The sequence below is a fragment of the Actinoplanes sp. NPDC049599 genome (assembly GCF_044465625.1).
In the GTDB taxonomy this organism is placed as follows: domain Bacteria; phylum Actinomycetota; class Actinomycetes; order Mycobacteriales; family Micromonosporaceae; genus Actinoplanes.
In genome coordinates, this window is the sequence record NZ_JBITLX010000009.1 from 97,255 (window position 1) to 116,867 (window position 19,613).

The 19,613-nt window shown below is 70.1% G+C and carries 15 protein-coding genes; 12 read left to right on the forward strand and 3 right to left on the reverse strand.

Going from position 1 to position 19,613, the window contains the following annotated elements; all coding sequences use genetic code 11:
* The first annotated feature begins 64 nt into the window (after positions 1–64).
* The 7 genes from ACIBQZ_RS18565 (at position 65) to ACIBQZ_RS18595 (ending at position 8,911) form a co-directional block, all read left to right on the forward strand.
* Positions 65–829, forward strand: coding sequence for an ABC transporter ATP-binding protein (locus tag ACIBQZ_RS18565; RefSeq protein ID WP_396090092.1), 765 nt, complete (start codon positions 65–67; stop codon positions 827–829).
* Entirely contained in the window at positions 819–1,529 is a 711-nt protein-coding gene (locus ACIBQZ_RS18570; protein WP_396089932.1) for an ABC transporter ATP-binding protein, read from the forward strand. The genes ACIBQZ_RS18565 and ACIBQZ_RS18570 overlap by 11 nt, the downstream gene beginning before the upstream one ends.
* A 33-nt stretch (positions 1,530–1,562) precedes the next feature.
* Positions 1,563–2,474 (forward strand): ABC transporter substrate-binding protein, encoded by a 912-nt coding sequence (locus tag ACIBQZ_RS18575; protein WP_396089933.1) that lies wholly within the window; start codon positions 1,563–1,565, stop codon positions 2,472–2,474.
* An 8-nt stretch (positions 2,475–2,482) separates the two neighbouring features.
* On the forward strand, positions 2,483–3,490 hold the full coding sequence (locus tag ACIBQZ_RS18580; RefSeq protein WP_396089934.1) for an amino acid ABC transporter permease: 1,008 nt from the start codon (positions 2,483–2,485) through the stop codon (positions 3,488–3,490).
* Positions 3,491–3,789: 299 nt separating this feature from the next.
* The gene (locus ACIBQZ_RS18585) at positions 3,790–4,542 is read left to right on the forward strand and encodes an amino acid ABC transporter ATP-binding protein (RefSeq protein ID WP_396090093.1); all 753 of its coding nucleotides are present in this window, start codon (positions 3,790–3,792) and stop codon (positions 4,540–4,542) included.
* A gap of 54 nt (positions 4,543–4,596) precedes the next feature.
* Positions 4,597–7,290, forward strand: coding sequence for a DNA polymerase I (gene polA / locus ACIBQZ_RS18590; protein WP_396089935.1), 2,694 nt, complete (start codon positions 4,597–4,599; stop codon positions 7,288–7,290).
* Between the two features lie 1,255 nt (positions 7,291–8,545).
* Complete coding sequence (locus ACIBQZ_RS18595) at positions 8,546–8,911, forward strand: ArsR/SmtB family transcription factor (protein WP_396089936.1); 366 nt, start codon at positions 8,546–8,548, stop codon at positions 8,909–8,911.
* A gap of 1,172 nt (positions 8,912–10,083) precedes the next feature.
* Here the strand turns inward: ACIBQZ_RS18595 and ACIBQZ_RS18600 are convergent.
* The 3 genes from ACIBQZ_RS18600 to ACIBQZ_RS18610 are packed head-to-tail and all read right to left on the reverse strand — an operon-like array spanning position 10,084 to position 11,451.
* Complete coding sequence (locus tag ACIBQZ_RS18600; protein ID WP_396090094.1) at positions 10,084–10,398, reverse strand: DUF3140 domain-containing protein; 315 nt, start codon at positions 10,396–10,398, stop codon at positions 10,084–10,086.
* 1 nt (position 10,399) lies between these two features.
* Entirely contained in the window at positions 10,400–10,615 is a 216-nt protein-coding gene (locus ACIBQZ_RS18605) for a DUF2945 domain-containing protein (protein ID WP_396089937.1), read from the reverse strand.
* Positions 10,616–10,632: 17 nt separating this feature from the next.
* The gene (locus tag ACIBQZ_RS18610; protein ID WP_396089938.1) at positions 10,633–11,451 is read right to left on the reverse strand and encodes a class I SAM-dependent methyltransferase; all 819 of its coding nucleotides are present in this window, start codon (positions 11,449–11,451) and stop codon (positions 10,633–10,635) included.
* A gap of 356 nt (positions 11,452–11,807) precedes the next feature.
* Between ACIBQZ_RS18610 and rpsA the strand changes: the two genes are divergently transcribed.
* The 5 genes from rpsA to ACIBQZ_RS18635 all read left to right on the forward strand — a co-directional run bounded on the left by rpsA (position 11,808) and on the right by ACIBQZ_RS18635 (position 18,613).
* Positions 11,808–13,334 carry a 30S ribosomal protein S1 gene (gene rpsA, locus ACIBQZ_RS18615; RefSeq protein ID WP_396089939.1) on the forward strand — a complete coding sequence of 509 codons (1,527 nt, stop codon included), beginning with the start codon at positions 11,808–11,810 and terminating at the stop codon, positions 13,332–13,334.
* An 81-nt stretch (positions 13,335–13,415) separates the two neighbouring features.
* Entirely contained in the window at positions 13,416–14,615 is a 1,200-nt protein-coding gene (coaE, locus tag ACIBQZ_RS18620; protein ID WP_396089940.1) for a dephospho-CoA kinase, read from the forward strand.
* A 377-nt stretch (positions 14,616–14,992) separates the two neighbouring features.
* Complete coding sequence (uvrB, locus tag ACIBQZ_RS18625; RefSeq protein ID WP_396089941.1) at positions 14,993–17,116, forward strand: excinuclease ABC subunit UvrB; 2,124 nt, start codon at positions 14,993–14,995, stop codon at positions 17,114–17,116.
* Between the two features lie 4 nt (positions 17,117–17,120).
* On the forward strand, positions 17,121–17,513 hold the full coding sequence (locus ACIBQZ_RS18630) for an ester cyclase (protein ID WP_396089942.1): 393 nt from the start codon (positions 17,121–17,123) through the stop codon (positions 17,511–17,513).
* 206 nt (positions 17,514–17,719) lie between these two features.
* A complete protein-coding gene (locus ACIBQZ_RS18635; RefSeq protein ID WP_396089943.1) occupies positions 17,720–18,613 on the forward strand; it encodes a GNAT family N-acetyltransferase in 894 nt (297 codons plus the stop codon).
* The last annotated feature ends 1,000 nt before the right edge of the window (positions 18,614–19,613 follow it).

The following is a 19,613-nucleotide window of genomic DNA, read 5'->3' on the forward strand; positions in this document are numbered from 1 at the left end:
TGCGGGTCCCGTCGACCAGGCCGGGCCCAAGGACAGGACCCCGGCCAAGCCCGCCGGCGACGTCCTGCTCGAGGTCGACAACGTCACGCTGCGTTTCGGCGGCGTCGTGGCGCTCAACGAGGTCAGTTTCAGCCTGCGCAAGGGCGAGATCTTCGGTCTGATCGGCCCGAACGGCGCCGGCAAGACCACCTGCTTCAACGCGATGACCGGCGTCTACCGGCCGACCAGCGGCGCCATCCGGTTCCAGGGTGAGTCGATCGTCGGCAAGAAGAAGCACGAGATCACCCGCGGCGGGATCGCCCGCACGTTCCAGAACGTGCGGCTGTTCCCGGAGATGACCGCTCTGGAGAACGTGATGGTGGGCGCGGACGCCCACCACAAGACCAGCGTCATCGCCGCGTTGTTCCGGCTGCCCCGGCACCGCAACGAGGAGCGCACCGGCCGCGACCGGTCGTACCAGCTGCTCCGCTTCGTCGGCATCGAGCAGCGCGCGGGCGAGGTCGCCCGCAACCTGTCGTACGGCGAGCAGCGGCGCCTCGAGATCGCCCGGGCGCTGGCGACCAACCCGACGCTGTTGTGCCTGGACGAGCCGGCCGCCGGCTTCAACCCGGCGGAGAAGGCGGACCTGCTCGCGCTGATCCGCAAGATCCGCGACAGCGGGGTGACGGTGCTGCTGATCGAGCACGACATGCGCCTGGTGATGGGCGTGACCGACCGGATCGTGGTGCTGGAGTTCGGCAAGAAGATCGCCGAGGGTACGCCCGCCGAGGTGCGGGACAACCCGGCCGTGATCGCCGCTTACCTGGGGGTGCCAGCCGATGCTTCTTGAGCTGAAGGACGTCACGCTGCTGTACGGGCGCATCCAGGCCCTGCACGGCATCAGCCTGACCGTCGGCGAGGGCGAGATCGTCGCCCTGATCGGCGCGAACGGCGCGGGCAAGTCCACGACCATGCGGGCCATCTCCGGGCTGCGCCCGGTGGCCCAGGGGACGATCACGTTCAACGGCGAGGACATCACCAAGCTGCGCGCCGACCTGCGGGTCGTCCGCGGTGTCTCGCAGTCGCCGGAGGGCCGGGGCATCTTCCCGGGCATGTCGGTGCGCGAGAATCTGGAGATGGGCGCCTACACGCGGCGCAACCGGGCCGAGATCAACGAGGATCTGGACCGGGTCTTCACGCTGTTCCCGCGGCTCAAGGAGCGCGAGAAGCAGGTCGGCGGCACCATGTCCGGCGGCGAGCAGCAGATGCTCGCGGTCGGCCGGGCGCTGATGAGCCGGCCCAAGCTGCTGCTGCTCGACGAGCCGTCGATGGGTCTGGCGCCGATGTTGATCCAGCAGATCTTCGACATCGTCGTCGAGATCAACCAGCAGGGCACGACCGTGCTGCTGGTTGAACAGAACGCCCAGCAGGCACTGTCCCGGGCACACCGGGCGTACGTGCTGGAGACCGGCGAGATCGTCAAGTCCGGTACCGGCGCCGAACTGCTCACCGACCCCTCGGTCAAGGACGCCTACCTCGGCGTCGCCTGAGGCACTTGAACACCTTTTGAGGAGTTGACGACGATGTTCCGCACCACCCCTTTGCGGCGCGCGATCGTGGGCCTGACCGCCGCGTTCGCCATGACCGTCTCCCTGACCGCCTGCGGTGAGGAGTCGGACGGCACCGGCACCGGCTCTGGCGCTCCGGTGCCGTCGGCCTCCGCCGACACCTCGCTGGCCGACAAGGTGCCGGCCGAGATCAAGGCGGCCGGCAAGCTCATCATCGGTACGGACTCCACGTACGCGCCGAACGAGTACCTCGACGCCGACGGCAAGACCGTCATCGGCTTCGACGTCGACCTCTTCAACGCCGTCGCGCAGAAGCTCGGCCTGACCACCGAGTGGCAGTCGGCGAAGTTCGACGCGATCATCCCGGGCGTGACCTCGGGCAAGTACAACGTCGGCGTCTCGTCGTTCACCATCAACGCCGAGCGGGAGAAGGAGGCCACCATGGTCTCCTACTTCTCCGCGGGCACCCAGTGGGCGGCCAAGGCCGGCGCGACGATCAACCCGGACGACGCCTGCGGCAAGAAGGTCGCCGTGCAGGTCGGCACCGTGCAGCTCGACGACGTCACCGCACGGTCGAAGAAGTGCACGGACGCCGGCAAGCCGAAGATCACGATCGACCAGTACCAGTCCCAGGCGGACGCCACCAACGCGGTCGTCTCGGGCAAGGACGAGGCCATGCTGGCGGACTCGCCGGTCGGCGCGTACGCGGTGAAGCAGACCAACGGCCAGCTGGCCCTGGTCGGCGACATCTACGACTCGGCACCGTACGGCTACGTCCTGCCGAAGGCGCAGGCCGACTTCGGCGGCGCGCTCGAGCTGGCGCTGGAGGCGCTGATCGCCGACGGCACGTACAAGACGATCCTCACCAAGTGGGGCGTCGAGGCCGGCGGCATCACCGACCCGGCTGTCAACCCGCAGGTCTCCTGACCGCGGCAATGACGACGGAGACACAGTCCGGACGGGCACGACCCGAGGCCATCAAGGCCGTGCCCGTCCGGCACCCCGGGCGTTGGGTGGCGATCGCGGTCCTGGCCGTGCTCACCGCCATGTTCCTCCACCTGATCTTCACGAACGAACGGTTCAACTGGTCCTTCATCTTCGTCAGCATGGGCGAGGGCAAGCGCGGCGCGATGTTCACCGGCCCGGTGCTCGAGGGCCTGCGCGGCACGCTGCTGCTGACGGTGCTGGCGATGCTCATCGGTGTCGGGCTCGGCATCGTGGTGGCGATCATGCGGCTGTCCACGAACCCGATCCTGTCCAGCGTCGCGTTCATCTACACCTGGGTGTTCCGGGCGGTGCCCCGGCTGGTGCTGGCCATCCTCTTCGGCAACCTGGGCATCCTCTGGGAGCGGATCGGCTTCGGCCTGCCGTTCGACCAGCAGATCGGCAACCTGTTCGGGATCAACGACCTGAACGCGCAGTTCTACAGCATCAAGGCCACCGACCTGCTCTCCGGCTTCCTGGCCGGCGTGCTGGCGCTGGGCCTGTCCGAGGCCGCCTACATGGCCGAGATCGTCCGGGCCGGCATCCAGTCCGTGGACGAGGGCCAGTCCGAGGCGGCCGCGGCGCTGGGCCTGTCGCGCGGGCAGGTGCTGCGCCGCATCGTGCTGCCGCAGGCGATGCGGGTGATCGTCCCGCCGACCGGCAACGAGACCATCGCGATGGTCAAGGACACGTCGCTGGTGGCGTTCGTGCCGGTGACCTTCGAGCTGTTCTTCCAGCTGCAGGCGATCAGCTCGCGCACGTTCATCGTGCTGCCCGTGCTGATCGCGGCCTGCCTCTGGTATCTGATCATCTGCAGCGTGCTGATGGTCGTGCAGTTCTTCGTGGAGCGGTACTTCAGCCGCGGCTACGGCGCGGCCGGGCGGGCCCGGATGCGGCTCAGCGGCCTGACGGCCGAGCAGGGCGGCGCGCTGCCCACGGCGGAAGGGGGCAAGCTATGACAAAACCCGACGGTACGACCGCAGCAGACGCATCGCCGCCCGACCAGCCCTCGGCTCTGAACCCGAACCCGACAGTCCCGCCGCCGGATCCCATGCCTGCGGCGGACGCCCCTGCTGAGCCCGGTGCCACAGCGGCTGGCGACGGCACGCCGGCGCCTGATGCGCCGGTTGCCGGGGAGCCGGGCGGGGCGGCTTCGGCCACTGGCGGATCTCGTGTGCCGGTGGGGGACGGTGTTGCTTCTGGCCGGGCTGCCGACGCCGTACCGGAAAAGGATTTTGATCTTTCGGATGCCGTCGAGATGGTGCGGGCCGAGAACGTGCACAAGTCGTTCGGTTCGCTCGAGGTGCTCAAGGGCATCGATCTGGTGGTGCGGTCCGGCGAGGTCTGCTGCGTGCTCGGGCCCTCCGGCTCGGGCAAGTCGACGTTCCTGCGCTGCATCAACCACCTGGAGAAGATCAACGCCGGCCGGATCTTCGTGGACGGCGACCTGATCGGTTACACCGAGCGCGGCGGCAAGCTGCACGAGCTCAAGGAGAAGGAGGTCGCCGCGCAGCGCCGGGCCATCGGCATGGTGTTCCAGCGGTTCAACCTCTTCCCGCACATGACCGTGCTGCAGAACGTCATGGAGGCGCCCTGCCGGGTCAAGCGGGAGAACAAGGGTGAGGTCCGGGACCGGGCCGTGGCCCTGCTCGACCGGGTCGGCCTGGGGGAGAAGCGGGACAACTACCCCAGCCAGCTCTCCGGCGGGCAGCAGCAGCGGGTCGCGATCGCCCGGGCGCTGGCCATGCGGCCCAAGCTGATGCTCTTCGACGAGCCCACCAGCGCGCTCGACCCCGAGCTGGTCGGCGAGGTCCTGGACGTGATGAAGGACCTGGCCCGGGACGGCATGACCATGGTCGTGGTGACCCACGAGATCGGCTTCGCCCGCGAGGTGGGCGACTCGCTGATCTTCATGGACGGCGGCGTCGTGGTCGAGCAGGGGCCCCCGCGCGAGGTCATCGGCAATCCGCAGCAAGAACGAACCAAGGCATTCCTCAGCAAGGTGCTGTAAAGCAGGCGGGGCGGTCCCGGTTCTTGTCGTACGTCGGGACTAGAGTTCAGCGACGTGAGTGACGACGCCCAGACCCCCCGCTTGCTGCTGCTCGACGGGCACTCGCTGGCCTACCGCGCTTTCTTCGCGCTGCCGGCGGAGAATTTCTCGACGCAGACGGGCCAGCACACCAATGCCGTGTTCGGCTTCACCTCGATGCTGATCAACATGTTGCGGGATGAGAAGCCCACGCACATCGTGGTCGCCTTCGACGTCTCCCGGGTGTCGTTCCGCACCGAGAAGTACGCCGACTACAAGGCCGGCCGCGCCGAGACGCCGAAACCCTTCCTGGGCCAGGTCAGCCTGGTCAAGGAGGTGCTCGAGGCGCTGCGCATCCCGGTGGTGGAGAAACCCGGCTACGAGGCCGACGACGTGATCGCCACGCTCTCCACCCAGGCCCGCGCAGCCGGCATGGAGGTGATCATCTCCACCGGCGACCGCGACGCGTTCCAGCTGGCCGGCGAGCACACCACGATCCTCTACCCGGTCCGCGGCGTGTCCGAGGTCTGGCGGATGACCCCCGAGGCCATCGAGACCAAGTACGGCGTGCCGCCGCACCTCTACCGCGACAAGGCCGCGCTGGTCGGCGAGTCCAGCGACAACCTGTCCGGCGTGCCCGGCGTCGGCGACAAGACCGCCGCCAAGTGGATCCTCCAGTACGGCGGCCTGGACGGGATCATCGCGCACGTCGACGAGATCAAGGGCAAGGCCGGCGAGAGCCTGCGCGCGCACCTGGCCGAGGTCATGCGCAACTACGACCTCAACGCCCTGGTCTGCGACCTCGAGCTGCCGCTGCGCCCCGAGGACGTCAGGTGGCAGGGCTGGGACCGCGAGGCCGTGCACCAGGTCTTCGACGCGCTCGAGTTCCGGGTGCTGCGCGAGCGGCTGTATTCGTACCTGGACGCCGTCGAGCCCGAGGCCGAGTCCGGCTTCGACCTGGAGGGCACGATCCTGGGCGCCGGCCAGGTCGCCGGCTGGCTGGCCACCCACGCCGGCGCGGCGCCGGTCGGCGTCGCGGTGACCGGCCGCTTCGGCCGCGGCACCGGCGAGCTGACCGGCATCGCGGTCGCCACCGGTGACGGCCCGGCCGCCTGGTTCGACCCCAGCACGCTGGAGGAGGCCGACGACCGCGCGGTCGCCGCGTGGCTGGCCGACCCGCAGCGGCCCAAGGTGATCCACGAGGCCAAGCCGGCCATGCTCGCCTTCCGCGCGCACGGCTGGAGCCTGTCCGGCGTCCGCGTCGACACCGCCCTGGCGGCCTACCTGGCCAAGCCCGACCAGCGTGCCTACGACCTGACCGACCTGGCGCTGCGCTACCTCAAGCGCGAGCTGCGCGTCGATGCCCCGGAGACCGGCCAGCTCACCCTGGACGGCCTCGGCGAAAACGAGGGCGGGGTGGAGCAGAACGTCATGCTCCGCGCCCGTGCCACCCTCGACCTGGCCGACACCATCACCGAGGAGCTGTCCCGCGACGACGGCGCCTCGCAGCGCCTGCTCGCCGAGGTGGAGCAGCCGCTGGCGATCGTGCTCGGCGAGATGGAGCACGTGGGCATCGCCGCCGACACGGAATACCTGTCGGAGCTGGAGGCGCATTTCGCCGCGGAGGTCAAGGCGGCCCAGCAGGCGGCGCACGAGGTGGTCGGCCGCGAGTTCAACCTGGGCTCACCCAAGCAGCTCCAGGAGATCCTCTTCAACGAGCGCAACCTGCCCAAGACCAAGAAGATCAAGTCCGGCTGGACCACGGACGCCGACGCGCTGCAGAGCCTGTTCGCCCAGACCGGCGACCCGGTCCTGGAGCACCTGCTGCGGCACCGCGACGTGGCCAAGCTCAAGTCGACAGTGGACGGCCTGCTCAAGTCGGTCTCCGACGACGGCCGCATCCACACGACGTTCAACCAGACGGTCGCGGCGACCGGCCGGCTGTCCTCGACGGACCCGAACCTGCAGAACATCCCGATCCGCACCGCCGAGGGCCGCCGCATCCGCCGCGCGTTCGTGGTCGGCGCGGGCTTCGAGTCGCTGATGACGGCCGACTACAGCCAGATCGAGATGCGCATCATGGCGCACCTGTCCGGCGACGAGGCCCTGATCGCGGCCTTCAACTCCGGCGCCGACTTCCACGCGGCCACCGCCTCGTCGGTCTTCCACGTCCCGGTCGAGGAGGTCGTCCCCGACCAGCGCCGCAAGATCAAAGCGATGAACTACGGCCTCGCCTACGGCCTGAGCGCCTTCGGCCTGTCGAACCAGCTCACCATCTCGACGGACGAAGCCCGCACGCTGATGGACGAATACTTCGAACGCTTCGGCGGCGTCCGCGACTACCTGCAGGCCGTGGTCCGCCGAGCGGTCCAGGACGGCTACACGGCCACGATCCTGGGCCGCCGCCGCTACCTGCCGGACCTGAGCAGCGACAACCGCCAGCGCCGCGAGATGGCCGAACGCATGGCCCTGAACGCCCCGATCCAGGGCTCAGCGGCAGACATCATCAAGGTCGCCATGCTCCGCGTCGACGCAGCCCTGCGCACGGCCGGCCTGACCTCCCGCATGCTGCTCCAGGTGCACGACGAGCTGGTGTTCGACGTGGCCCCGGGAGAGCGGGAAGCGTTGGAGGCGCTGGTGCGACAGGAGATGGGCGGGGCTTATCCGCTGTCGGTACCGCTGGAGGTGTCCGTCGGGGTCGGCCAGGACTGGAACGGGGCCGATCACTGAGGTCCTGGATCGCTCTGGTAACGCTGATTGCATGAGGGGCTTGGGGGCGGGGGTGACCCACTCCGGGCGATCAGGCTTGGTCCCTGCGTGGGCCACCCCCGCCCCCAAGCCTGACTTTGGTCGCGGCCCGGTGCTCCGGCCCGGCCCGGCCCGGTTCGGGCCTGGTAGCCGTTGCCCGCCCCTCAGGTGACCTTGCCGGCCTCCGGTCGCGTGAGATGGGCTGGCTGGGGTTCCGCAGCCCGGATCCTGCGGGCGTTCCTCGGCTTCGGGGGAGCCGGCGGTGGGTGGGTGGCTGGTTCTGTCGGCGATGATCGTTTCCTGGGTCCAGGCGCATCGTCCGATGGGGACGTTGCCGTCGCCGCTCTGCTCGACGACCTTCCGGTAGGTCGTCCGCTGATGCTTCCTGCCGGGGTGCGGTCTGCCGCGGTCTGGCCTGCCGCGGTCTGCCGCGGTCTGGTCTGGCTCGGTCTGCCGCGTCTGGTCTGCCGCGGTCTGGTCTGGCTCGGTCTGGTCTGGCTCGGTCAGCCGCGGTCTGGTCTGGCTCGGTCCGGTGCGGCTCACCGTGCTCGGCAACGTCAGACTGCCGGTTACTGTGCCTGGTCTGGCGCGGTCTGGTCGGGCGCGGCTCACCGTGCTCGGCAACGTCAGACTGCGGGTTACTGTGCCTGATCTTGCGCGGTGTGGCGCGGCCTGATCTTGCGCGGTGTGGCGCGGCCCGATGTTGCGGTGTGGCGCGGCCTGGCCGGGGTGCGGTGGTCTGGTCCGGCGCGTTTGGTTGGGGTTGCGGTTTGGCGTTCTCTGCCGGGTCGCAGCCTGGCGCTTTGCCGGGGTTTGCAGGTTTGTCGGCGGTCCGGTTGGTGTGAGCGGCCCGAGGCCTGCGGTGGTTCGGTTGTCGGGTCGCTCGCGGCGGCGGGTCGAGAGATTCTGCGGGTGCGGGCCTGCCCCCTGGATGGCTTCGGACACTCGGCGAGTGACTCAGGCCACGTTCTTGCTCGGGTGCCGTCCTGGCCGCATGGTTGCCCCTTCGGGCGGTTCCGGGGGAGCAAGAGGCCGTCCTCGATGTCTTTGGTGGCGCCAGCTGCACCGTCCACCTCGGAATCCGCAGCTGTCCGGAGCGCGCCGGTTGTCGAGGCGATGTCCCGGATTCCGTTGCTGGGTAATGCATTCTGGCTGTGCGCTACCGGCGGCTGGCCCTGCGGAGTCGCCAGCGGGATGGCCGAAGCCGAGACTTGCTTCGATTTGCAAGGGTGGGCTGATGCCGAGTTCTGCGACAGAGACGACATCGTCGTCAAGCGCCTGGGCGCCCGTTGTCCGCCGGTCGCTCGACGCCGACCAGGCACATGCCTTCGCGCCGATGTTCAAGGCGCTGGGCGATCCGGTGCGGCTCCGGCTGCTGTCGATGATCGCCTCGGCGGGCGGAGGCGAGGTATGCGTCTGCGACCTCACCGGCTCGTTCAAGCTGACCGGTCCGACCATCTCCCACCACCTCAAGGTGCTCCGCGAAGCAGGCCTGGTCGACAGCGACCGCCGCGGCACCTGGGTCTACTACCGGCTGGTGCCGGCGGCGCTGGCCCTGCTCGCCGGCCTGCTCGACGTCAGCACCGTCTCCGCCGGAGTCTGACCAGCCGCCGGATCGGCAGGTCGTCGTCGCTGCTCAGGGGAACGCGCCGGCCGGGCGGTGCCACGGCGGGCGGCCGGGCGGTGCCACGGCGGGCGGCCGACGGATGCCAGGGCAAGTAACGGGCTCCAACGGCCAGTGAACAGATGCCATTCGGCCACCGATGAAGTGCTTGAGGCCACCGACGAGGTGCCGCTGGCCTGCCACGGGCGACCGGCGAAGTGCATGGGCCGCTGATCGGGTGCCGTCGGCTATCGGCGAGGTGCGTGGGCCGTCGATCGGATGCCGTCGGCTATCGGCGAGGTGGATGGGCCGTCGATCAGGTGCCGTCGGTTACCGGCGTGGTCAGGGTCACTGCCCTGGTGCAACCGGCCGTCCGTCAGGGTGTCTAGGCCGCTGACCGGGCGCCGTCGGCTACCGGCGAGGTCAGCGTCACCGCCCGGGTGCAATCGGCCGTCCGTAAGCCACTGACCGGGCGCCGCTGGCCGTCGGTCCGGTATCAGGGCGTCGGATCCGGTGCCACCGCGTGACGGTGAGGTGCGAGGGCTACTTGCCGGAGTCTCCAGCCGTCGGTGAGGTGTCAGGGCCTCGGATCAGGTGCCGCTGCAGGCCATGGGCTGCCGGCGAGGTGCCAGGGTCACCGCCAGGCGCCGCCGGCCACCAGCGAGGGACCAGCGGGCAGTGCCGAGGCTCCCCGGCCAGTGACGAGGCGTCCCAGACCAGGCGATGTCACGTCCCGGGTGCCCCTCGACCAGCCATGGGCGGCGACGAGGCGCCACCGCCAACCCGATGAGGCGTTGGCGGGCCGATGGCGACGCCCACGGACCCGCGACGAGAGCCCGACCGGTCAGCGGGCCGGCAAGGAAGTGCTGCGCACACGCGGGGGAATGCCCGGTCGGTTAGTGAACGCCCCGGGCCAGCGATAACGTGCCACAGGCCCCTCCACGCTCCAAGGGGCAGCGAGAGCGACCGGGCGGCAACGATGGCGCTGAGGTACTCAGCCACCGCCGTGCCCGGGGCCTTGAGAACACCAAGTCCCATACCGAGCGCGCACAGCTTGACGGCCGAGCCCGGATGCCCGGCGGGCCGGGCCGACATCAACAGCCGCCGCTGCCCAAGCCGCCGAGGCCACCAGAGCCGGGACTCAACCCCGAACCGCAGCAGCAAGCCCGGCTTCACTTCCTCAGCGGGTCGTGACCCCAGTTCATCAGCGAATACCGCCACTTCGTCTCCGTGACGTCCCCCGGCGGGCGCTGGGCCAGATGCCGGTGGACATAGCCGGTCACCTTGCGCATGTGGGCCTCGTCCGCCTCCGTCAAGTCACCCTTTCGAGTGTGCAGGAGCTTGATGATCTTCCGGCCCGAGTCGTGGCCGACGGATTCCGCGCCTTGCGACTTCTTCTGGCCGACCTCGCGGGACTCCTGCGACTTCAGCCACTTCTCCAGCTCGCCCGCCGTCATGTTCACCGCCGTGCGGAATTCCTCGTACATCTCAGTCACGGTGCAGCGCCTCCGGCTTGTGCACTGCCTCGCGGCCGGTTTTCGCGCTCTTGACCTTGTATTGCGGGTCGTCCGGCGAGGCGTCGACCGTGCGGCCCGCCGCCTCCGTGCGCTTGGTGAGCTTCTGCTCCACCGTGCCCTCAACCGTGTGGCCGTGGCTGCTCCAGGACACCCCGGTGCCCTTGCTGAGGTCCTTGTCATGTGCCATGAGCTGCGATTACCCGGCTAGGAGGGCAAGTAACTCACGAAGATCGCGGTGCCCGGGAACAGCCTGCCGCGCAGGGGGCTCCACTGGCCCCAGATCTGCTCGTGGCCGGCCGGCCATTCCGGCTCGATCAGGTCGGTCAGCACAAAACCCGCGGCGACCAGCTCGCGGATCCGGTCGCCGAGGGTGCGGTGCTGCTCGACGTAGCTCGGCTTGCCGGTCTCGTCCTGCTCCACGTAGGGCCGGCGGTCGAAGTAGGGGTGCACCGCCAGCAGGCCGTCCTCGCCCGGCTCGTCGAGGAAGATCCAGCGCATCGGGTGGGTGAGCGAGAACACCCATTTGCCGCCGGGCTTGAGCACCCGGGCCACCTCGCGCATCACCGCGGCCGAGTCCGCCACGAACGGGATCGCGCCGAACGCCGTGCAGACCACGTCGAACGAGGACGTCGCGAACGGCAGGGCCAGCGCGTCCGCCTGGACCAGCGGCACCCGTACCCCGGAACGCTCGGCTGCCGCGCGCGCGTGCCGCAGCATGCCCGCCGAGAGGTCCAGCGCGACCGGGTCGGCGCCCTGTCCGTCCAGCCAGCGGGCCCCGGCCGCGGCTCCCGCGCCCAGCTCCAGGATCCGTTTGCCGCGGACCTCGCCGAGCAGCCTGGCCTCCGCCTCGCGCACGCCCTCGGGGCACCAGACGAAGTCGACGTCGCCCAGGAACGACCCGTGCTCGTCCTGGTAGTCGTCGGCGTCCAGGTCCCACCAGTGCCGGCTCGCGACCCGGCTCTCGTCGTCGGTCACCGCCCGGCGCAGGGTGCCGGCCGAGGGGGATGGTTGCGCTTCGATCACCCTTCAAACGGTACGGGGACCGTACGACACTTTCCCCCGGCGGCTCCCCGGCGGCTCGCTGAACTCACAAAACGGCACAAAACGACCGCCAGAAGGGGTTCCGCGGGAACAATGTGCCTCGGTCATCAGGAGGCCTTGCAACCTGTGGTAATGCGCACGGTAAGCTAGTCGATGCACTCGCGGATCGTGTGCCTCGGCAGGGAGCAGGTTCCGCAAGTCGTCGGTCCCAGCATGATTCTGCTCGCTTGATCTGACCTTAGTTGTCGTGATCACCGGATGTTCGTGCTGTGTCCGCCGTCGGTTCCGCGGGGCGCGTAGAGACACCACGACACCATCCGTTCGGAGCAACAGTCCACATGACGAGCAGCATCGAGGCCACCTCGAGCGCCAACAGGGTCACCGTCGACGATCTCGGCTCGGAGGAAGCATTCCTCGCAGCCATCGACGAGACCATCAAGTACTTCAACGACGGCGACATTGTCGAAGGCACCGTCGTCAAGGTCGATCGGGACGAGGTCCTGCTCGACATCGGCTACAAGACCGAGGGCGTCATCCCCTCGCGCGAGTTGTCGATCAAGCACGACGTGGACCCCGCGGAAGTGGTGTCGGTCGGTGACCACATCGAAGCCCTCGTCCTCACCAAGGAGGACAAGGAAGGTCGCCTGATCCTCTCGAAGAAGCGCGCGCAGTACGAGCGCGCTTGGGGCACCATCGAGAAGATCAAGGAGGACGACGGCGTCGTGCGCGGCTCCGTCATCGAGGTCGTCAAGGGCGGCCTCATCCTCGACATCGGCCTCCGTGGCTTCCTCCCCGCGTCCCTGGTCGAGATGCGCCGCGTGCGCGATCTCCAGCCGTACGTGGGCCGTGAGCTCGAAGCCAAGATCATCGAGCTGGACAAGAACCGCAACAACGTGGTCCTGTCCCGCCGCGCCTGGCTCGAGCAGACCCAGTCCGAGGTTCGCACCGAGTTCCTCAACAAGCTGCAGAAGGGCCAGGTCCGCAAGGGCGTCGTGTCCTCCATCGTCAACTTCGGTGCCTTCGTGGACCTGGGTGGCGTGGACGGCCTGGTGCACGTCTCCGAGCTCTCCTGGAAGCACATCGACCACCCGTCCGAGGTTGTCGAGGTCGGCCAGGAGGTCGAGGTCGAGGTGCTCGACGTCGACCTGGACCGCGAGCGCGTCTCGCTGTCGCTGAAGGCGACCCAGGAAGACCCGTGGCGCCAGTTCGCCCGGACCCACGCGATCAACCAGATCGTGCCGGGCAAGGTCACCAAGCTGGTTCCGTTCGGTGCGTTCGTCCGCGTGGACGACGGCATCGAGGGCCTGGTGCACATCTCCGAGCTGGCCGAGCGGCACGTCGAGCTGCCCGAGCAGGTCGTCCAGGTGGGCTCCGACGTCATGGTCAAGGTCATCGACATCGACCTCGAGCGTCGCCGGATCTCGCTGTCGCTCAAGCAGGCCAACGAGAACTTCGTCGAGGGCGAGGAGCACTTCGACCCGACCCTCTACGGCATGGCGGCGACGTACGACAACGAGGGCAACTACATCTACCCGGAGGGCTTCGACCCCGAGACGGGTGAGTGGCTCGACGGCTTCGACAAGCAGCGCGAGACGTGGGAGAAGCAGTACGCCGACGCCCGCGAGCGCTGGGAGGCCCACACCAAGCAGGTGCAGGCGTCCCGCGAAGCCGACGCCGAGGCCGCGCTCAACCCGGCTCCGGCAGGTGGCGTGACCACCTCGTCGTCCACCTCCACCGCCACCTCGTCGTCGTCCTCGAGCACGTCCTCGGGTCCGGCGCGCGCGGCGGAGGAGCCGGCCGGCACCCTGGCCACCGACGAGGCGCTCGCCGCTCTGCGCGAGAAGCTCGCCGGCGGCAAGAGCTGAGTCCAGCTCGTAGCTAGCTGATCCGGTCCGAGGGGCCGTCCGCGATTTCGATCGTGGGCGGCCCTTCGGCATACTTGCCGCGTGTTGAAGGTGGGTCTCACCGGAGGAATCGGCGCGGGCAAGAGCGCGGTCGCCCAGCGCCTGGCCGCCCGCGGCGCCGTGCTCATCGACGCGGACGTGCTGGCCCGCGAGGTGGTCGCGGCCGGCACCGACGGCCTGGCGGCGGTCGTCGCGGCGTTCGGCGCCGAGGTGGTGGGCCCCGGCGGTGAGCTCGACCGCCCCGCGCTGGGCGCGCGGGTCTTCGGCGACGAGACGGCCCGGCGCCGGCTCGAGGGGATCATCCATCCCCGGGTCCGAGCCCGTACGGCGGAACTGACCGCGGCCGCCGCCCCGGACGCGATCGTGGTCAACGACGTCCCGCTGCTGGTCGAGACCGGGCTGGCGGCGTCGTACCACCTGGTCGTCGTGGTCGACGCGGACCCGGCGGTGCGCACCCGGCGGCTGATGACCACCCGTGGCATGAGCGAGGAGCAGGCGGCCGCCCGGATCGCCGCCCAGGCCGATGACGCGGTCCGGCGGGACGCGGCGGACGTGGTGCTGCGCAACGACGCGGGCCTCGACGAGCTGGATGCCCGGGTCGAACGGCTGTGGCAGGACCGGCTCCGCCCGTACGAGAAAAATCTGCGACTCGGCCGGCACGCCCCCGCGGAGAGCGCGCTGCACCTCGTACCCCCGGATCCGACCTGGCCGCGGCAGGCGGCCCGGGTGATCGACCGGATCCGGCACGCGCTGCGGCCGCAGCTCGGCGGCGAGGCCGACGTCACCCACATCGGATCGACGGCCGTGCCCGGCCTGCCGGCCAAGGACCTGCTGGATCTGATGCTGGCGGTGCCCACGCTCGCGGAGGCCGACCGGCTCGCGGAGGCACTCCGGTACGCGGGCCTGCCGCGTCGCGCGGGGGAGTGGTACGACAACGCGCGTGGCATGCCGGGCAAGACCTGGCCGAAGCGGCTGCACGGCAACGCGGACCCGGGCCGCAGCGTCAACCTGCACGTCCGGGTGGCCGGCTCGCCGGGCTGGCGCTTCGCGCTGCTCATGCGCGACCACCTGCGCGCGGTGCCGGCGGCTCGCGACGAGTATGCGGCGGCCAAGCTGCGATGGGCGGCGGAGCACCCGGACGTGGCGGGCTACGCGGAGGCGAAGGAACCGTGGTTCGACGCGGAGGCGGAGGCCGCACACGCGTGGGCACGGGAGACGGGCTGGCAGCCGCCCGAGGGGTAGGCGTTGCGCGGATCGGCGGCCGCGTGCGGCGCGGGCTCGCCCGTGCGGAAGCCGGCGTCGTCGGCGAGGCCGCCGGCGCCGGTTTGTTCGGGCGCATTAAGGGGCGCTCGCGGCGGCCGGTTCGCGCGGTGCGCGACCTTGCACGGATGCGCGCGCCGGACGGAGCCGGGGCAGCTATCCGCAGGCCGACTCGGCCGCACCGTTTTGGTGGTGTCGGACCGGGCCGGACGGCCGCCGCGAGCGGCCTACCGGCCAACCGTAACGCCGCAGGTGAACGGCGGACAATGCCGTTCACCGGGGCGGAATGTGCACCCTGCGAACAGGGGTCACCCGCCGCTCGCGGAAACTTGTCACACCCCCGACGTACGGTGGTCTGCATGGCGCTCGACATCCCACGACTCGACGGCCGCTTCGAGGTCATCAGCGACTACCAGCCGGCCGGTGACCAGCCCACGGCCATCGCCGAGCTGGAGCGCCGGGTGCGCCGCGGCGATCGCAACACCGTGCTGCTCGGCGCGACCGGCACCGGCAAGAGCGCCACGACCGCCTGGCTCATCGAGAAGCTGCAGCGGCCGGCGCTCGTGATCGCGCCCAACAAGACCCTGTGCGCCCAGCTCGCCAAGGAGTTCCGCGAGCTGATGCCCAACAACGCGGTCGAATACTTCGTCAGCTACTACGACTACTACCAGCCCGAGGCGTATATCGCCCAGACCGACACCTACATCGAGAAGGACTCGTCGGTCAACGAGGAGGTCGAGCGGCTGCGGCACTCGGCCACCATGTCGCTGCTCACCCGCCGCGACGTGATCGTGGTGGCGACGGTCAGCGCGATCTACGGCCTGGGCACCCCGCAGGAATACCTGGAGCAGGCGGTCAAGGTCAAGGTCGGCGAGGAATGGGACCGCGACAAGCTGCTGCGCCGCCTGGTCGACATCCGGTACGCCCGCAACGACATGGCGTTCCAGCGGGGCACGTTCCGGGTCCGCGGGGACACGCTGGAGATCATCCCGGCGTACGAGGAACTCGCGGTCCGCGTCGAGCTGTTCGGCGACGAGATCGAGAAGCTGTACTACCTGCACCCGCTGACCGGTGAGATCGTCCGCGAGGTCAACGAGCTGGTCATCTTCCCGGCGACGCATTACGCGGCCGGCCCGGAGCGGATGGAGCGGGCGATCCGCGACATCGAGGCCGAGCTGGCCGAACGGCTCGCCGAGCTGGAGCGCCAGGGCAAGCTGCTCGAGGCGCAGCGGCTGCGCATGCGCACGACCTACGACATCGAGATGATGCGTCAGGTCGGCTTCTGCAACGGCATCGAGAACTACTCCATGCACATGGACGGCCGGTCGTACGGCGACCCGTCGCACACCCTGCTGGACTACTTCCCGGACGACTACCTCACCGTCATCGACGAGTCGCACGTGACGATCCCGCAGATCGGCGGCATGTACGAGGGCGACGCCTCCCGCAAGCGCATCCTGATCGAGCACGGTTTCCGGCTGCCCAGCGCGGCCGACAACCGCCCGCTGCGGTTCGACGAGTTCCTCGAGCGGGTCGGGCAGATGGTGTTCCTGTCCGCGACGCCGGGCCCGTGGGAGATGGGCGAGGCCCAGGGCGAGTTCGTCGAGCAGATCATCCGCCCGACCGGCCTGGTCGACCCGAAGGTGGTGGTGAAGCCGACCAAGGGCCAGATCGACGACCTGATGCACGAGATCAAGCTGCGCACGGACAAGGACGAACGCGTCCTGGTCACCACGCTGACCAAGAAGATGTCCGAGGATCTCACCGACTACCTGCTGGAGAACGGCATCCGGGTGCGTTACCTGCACTCCGAGGTCGACACGCTGCGCCGGGTCGAGCTGCTCAAGGAGCTGCGCAAGGGCGACTACGACGTGCTGGTCGGCATCAACCTGCTCCGGGAGGGCCTCGACCTGCCCGAGGTGTCGCTGGTGGCGATCCTCGACGCGGACAAGGAGGGCTTCCTGCGCAGTGGCCGCTCGCTGATCCAGACGATCGGCCGCGCGGCCCGCAACGTCTCCGGCGAGGTCCACATGTACGCGGACAAGATGACCCCGTCCATGCGTCAGGCGATCGAGGAGACCGACCGCCGCCGGGCCAAGCAGATCGCCCACAACGAGGCGAACGGCATCAGCCCCGAGCCGCTGCGGAAGAAGATCCACGACATCCTCGACGACATCTATCGCGAGGCCGAGGACACCGACAACGCGATCGGCTCCGGCGGCGCGATGGTCGGCGGCGGCGGCCGGCAGATGTCGCGCGGCAAGGGCCCGGTGCCGGAGACCCGTTCCAAGGCCCGCGCCAGTTCGGCGCCGGCCCGCGAGGGCATGGCCCGCGCCGAGCTGGCCCAGCTGATCCAGGACCTCAACGACCAGATGCTGGCCGCGGCCCGCGAGCTGCAGTTCGAGCTGGCGGCCCGGATCCGCGACGAGGTCCAGGAGCTGAAGAAGGAGCTCAGGGGCATGGACATGACCGGCGTCCGCTGATGCCATGCGGCGGCGCTCGGAGACGGCAGCGTTCTACCGCCACTACCTGGCGGCCTGCAACGCCCACGCCTTCGATCGCCTCGCCGAGTTCGTGGCCGAGGACGTGTGGGTCAACGACCGCCCCGTGGGCCTGACGGCGTACGTGGCCGGCCTGCGGGAGGTGGTCGGTGCGTTTCCGGACTACCACTGGGAGCTGCGCAGCCTGCTGATCGAGGGGGACAGCATCGCGGTGCACTTCACCGACACCGGCACGCACCTGGGTCCGTTCCTGGGGGTGGCGCCGACCGGGCGCTGGATCACGACGTCGGAGTTCGCGGTCTACCGGCTGCGGGAGGACCGCATCGGGCAGGTGTGGGTGGCCACGGACCGCCTCGCGCTCCTCGAACAGCTCCGCTGAGCGGGGACCGCCTCGCGCTCCTCGAGCAGTTCCGCTGAGCGGGGACCGCCTCGCGCTCCTCGAACAGCTCCGCTGAGCGGGGTTGACCGACGGGCCGGACGGGCCGGCCGGGCCGCGTGTCGGCGTCGCGGTGGTGCGTGGCCGAGGGCCTCGGGGCGGCGGAAAGTCGGTGGGACGTGGGCGGGTGAATCTCTAGGCTGGCGCGTGTGTCACTGACCGACTCCGTCGCCTGGGCGCTGCTGCCGTTCGACGACGAGGGTGAGCTCGTCTCGCTGGCCGCGCGGTGCCTTGGCGCCGACGGCGGGTTGCCGCTCGCCGCCGACCCCGCGTTCCTCCGGCGCCGCTGGCGGGCCCCCGGCATCGCCGCCATCCAGGGCCGCGACCACGACGGCCGGCTCGTCGCCGCCGGTGCCGCCCGCCCCACCACGGCTGTCGGCGGCGTGACTTTCTGCGGGCTGGTCGACCCCGCTGTGCGCGCTCGCGGCGTCGGCGTTCACCTGCTCACCTGGGGCCTGGCCGAGGCGGCCCGCCGGCACGAGCCGGTCACCGTCGAGACCGAGTCGCTGACCGCGGCGGCCGAGGCGCTGTTCGCCGCCCAGGGACTCCGGCAGGTCTTCGCCGAGGATGTCATGCGGATCGACCTTGCTGCGGGCGTACCGGATCCGGTCTGGCCCGTCGGGACCCGGCTTGCCGACTGGTCGGCGGCCGATGCCGCGCGCTTCCACCGGGTCTACGAGGCCGCCTTCCGGGAGCGGCCCGGCTTCCCGGGCCGGCCCGCCGCGGAGTGGATCGCCGACGTCACCGAGGACGACGAGTTCCGGCCGCAATGGTCGGTGCTCGCCACGCTCGCGGACCTGGGCGACGCGGGGTTCGTCACCGCGGCGGTCGACTGGATCGTGCAGGTCGGCGTGGCGCCGGCGGCCCGGGGGCGGGGAATCGGTGCGGCACTGGTCACCGAGACCCTGCACCGCATGCGCGCCGACGGCGCCACCCACGCCTGGCTGGACGTCAACGTCGACAACTCCGCGGTGCGGTTGTATCGCCGGTTGGGCTTCGAACATCGCGGGCGGCGCGCCCGCTACTGCTTCCCCGTTTCCTGAGCCGCCTCCGCTGAGCGGCGGGTGGTGGGTGGTGACGACTGTTGCCGCTTGCGTGACTCCGGACCCGCGGTCGGGAGCCTGCGTGGCTCATGGATCTCGGCCACGTGTTTTAGACGGTGATGTTCGCTGCCGCTTGTGTGCGTCGTGAGCCCGCTGCGGGGATGACGGGCTGTGGGTGGTGATTTGTGCTGCCGCGTGCGCGGCTTCTGAGTCGCTCGGGGTGGCAGGTTTCGGGTGGTGATGTCTGCTCCAGCGAGCGCGACTCCTGAGCCGCCGCCGCGGTGATGTCCGCACTCGCCCACGCGACTCCTCAACCGGCTTCGGGATGACGGTTGAGGTCGGCGATGCTGGTGCCGCTTCTCGGTCGGGGCGCAGGCAATCCCGTACGTCCAGGGATAACGCTCAGCGCAGCCCTCCCGACTTTCGCCGTTTCTGGGTCACGCCCCCTGGGCGATCCAGCGCATTGCCGGGTTCATCCGGTATGCGGTATTGGCCCCTTGGGGGTTAAGGGGTTCATCTCAGGAGGAAAGGGGTGCCAGTGGTGGACCTTGTAGCGGTGCAGTGTGGCTGGAACGTTTTAGCTCATCAAGATCTGCGGGAAGGGTGGCGCTGAGGCTGCGACGGCACTGAGTGGCGAAGGTCGACAGCCCTCAAGTCCTCGGAAATGGGCGGCAGTGGCAGGCATGTTGCTTCCGCGTTCCTGACCAGCGGCCCGCCACTCCACCGGCAACGGCCACCGAGATTGAGCCGCCCCGAGCCAGGCCAGGGCCAGGTCAGGGCCAGGCCCGAGCCCGCCCCGAGCCCGTCCCGCCCCGAGCCCGTCCCGCCCCGAGCCCGTCCCGCCCAGGGGGCCCGCCCCGCCCCGGCCCCGAGCCCAGCCCGCCCCGTCCCGCCCCGGGCCCGAGCCCGTCCCGCCCCGGGCCCGAGCCCGTCCCGCCCCGGGCCCGAGCCCGTCCCGCCCCGGGCCCGAGCCCGTCCCGCCCCGGGCCCGAGCCCGTCC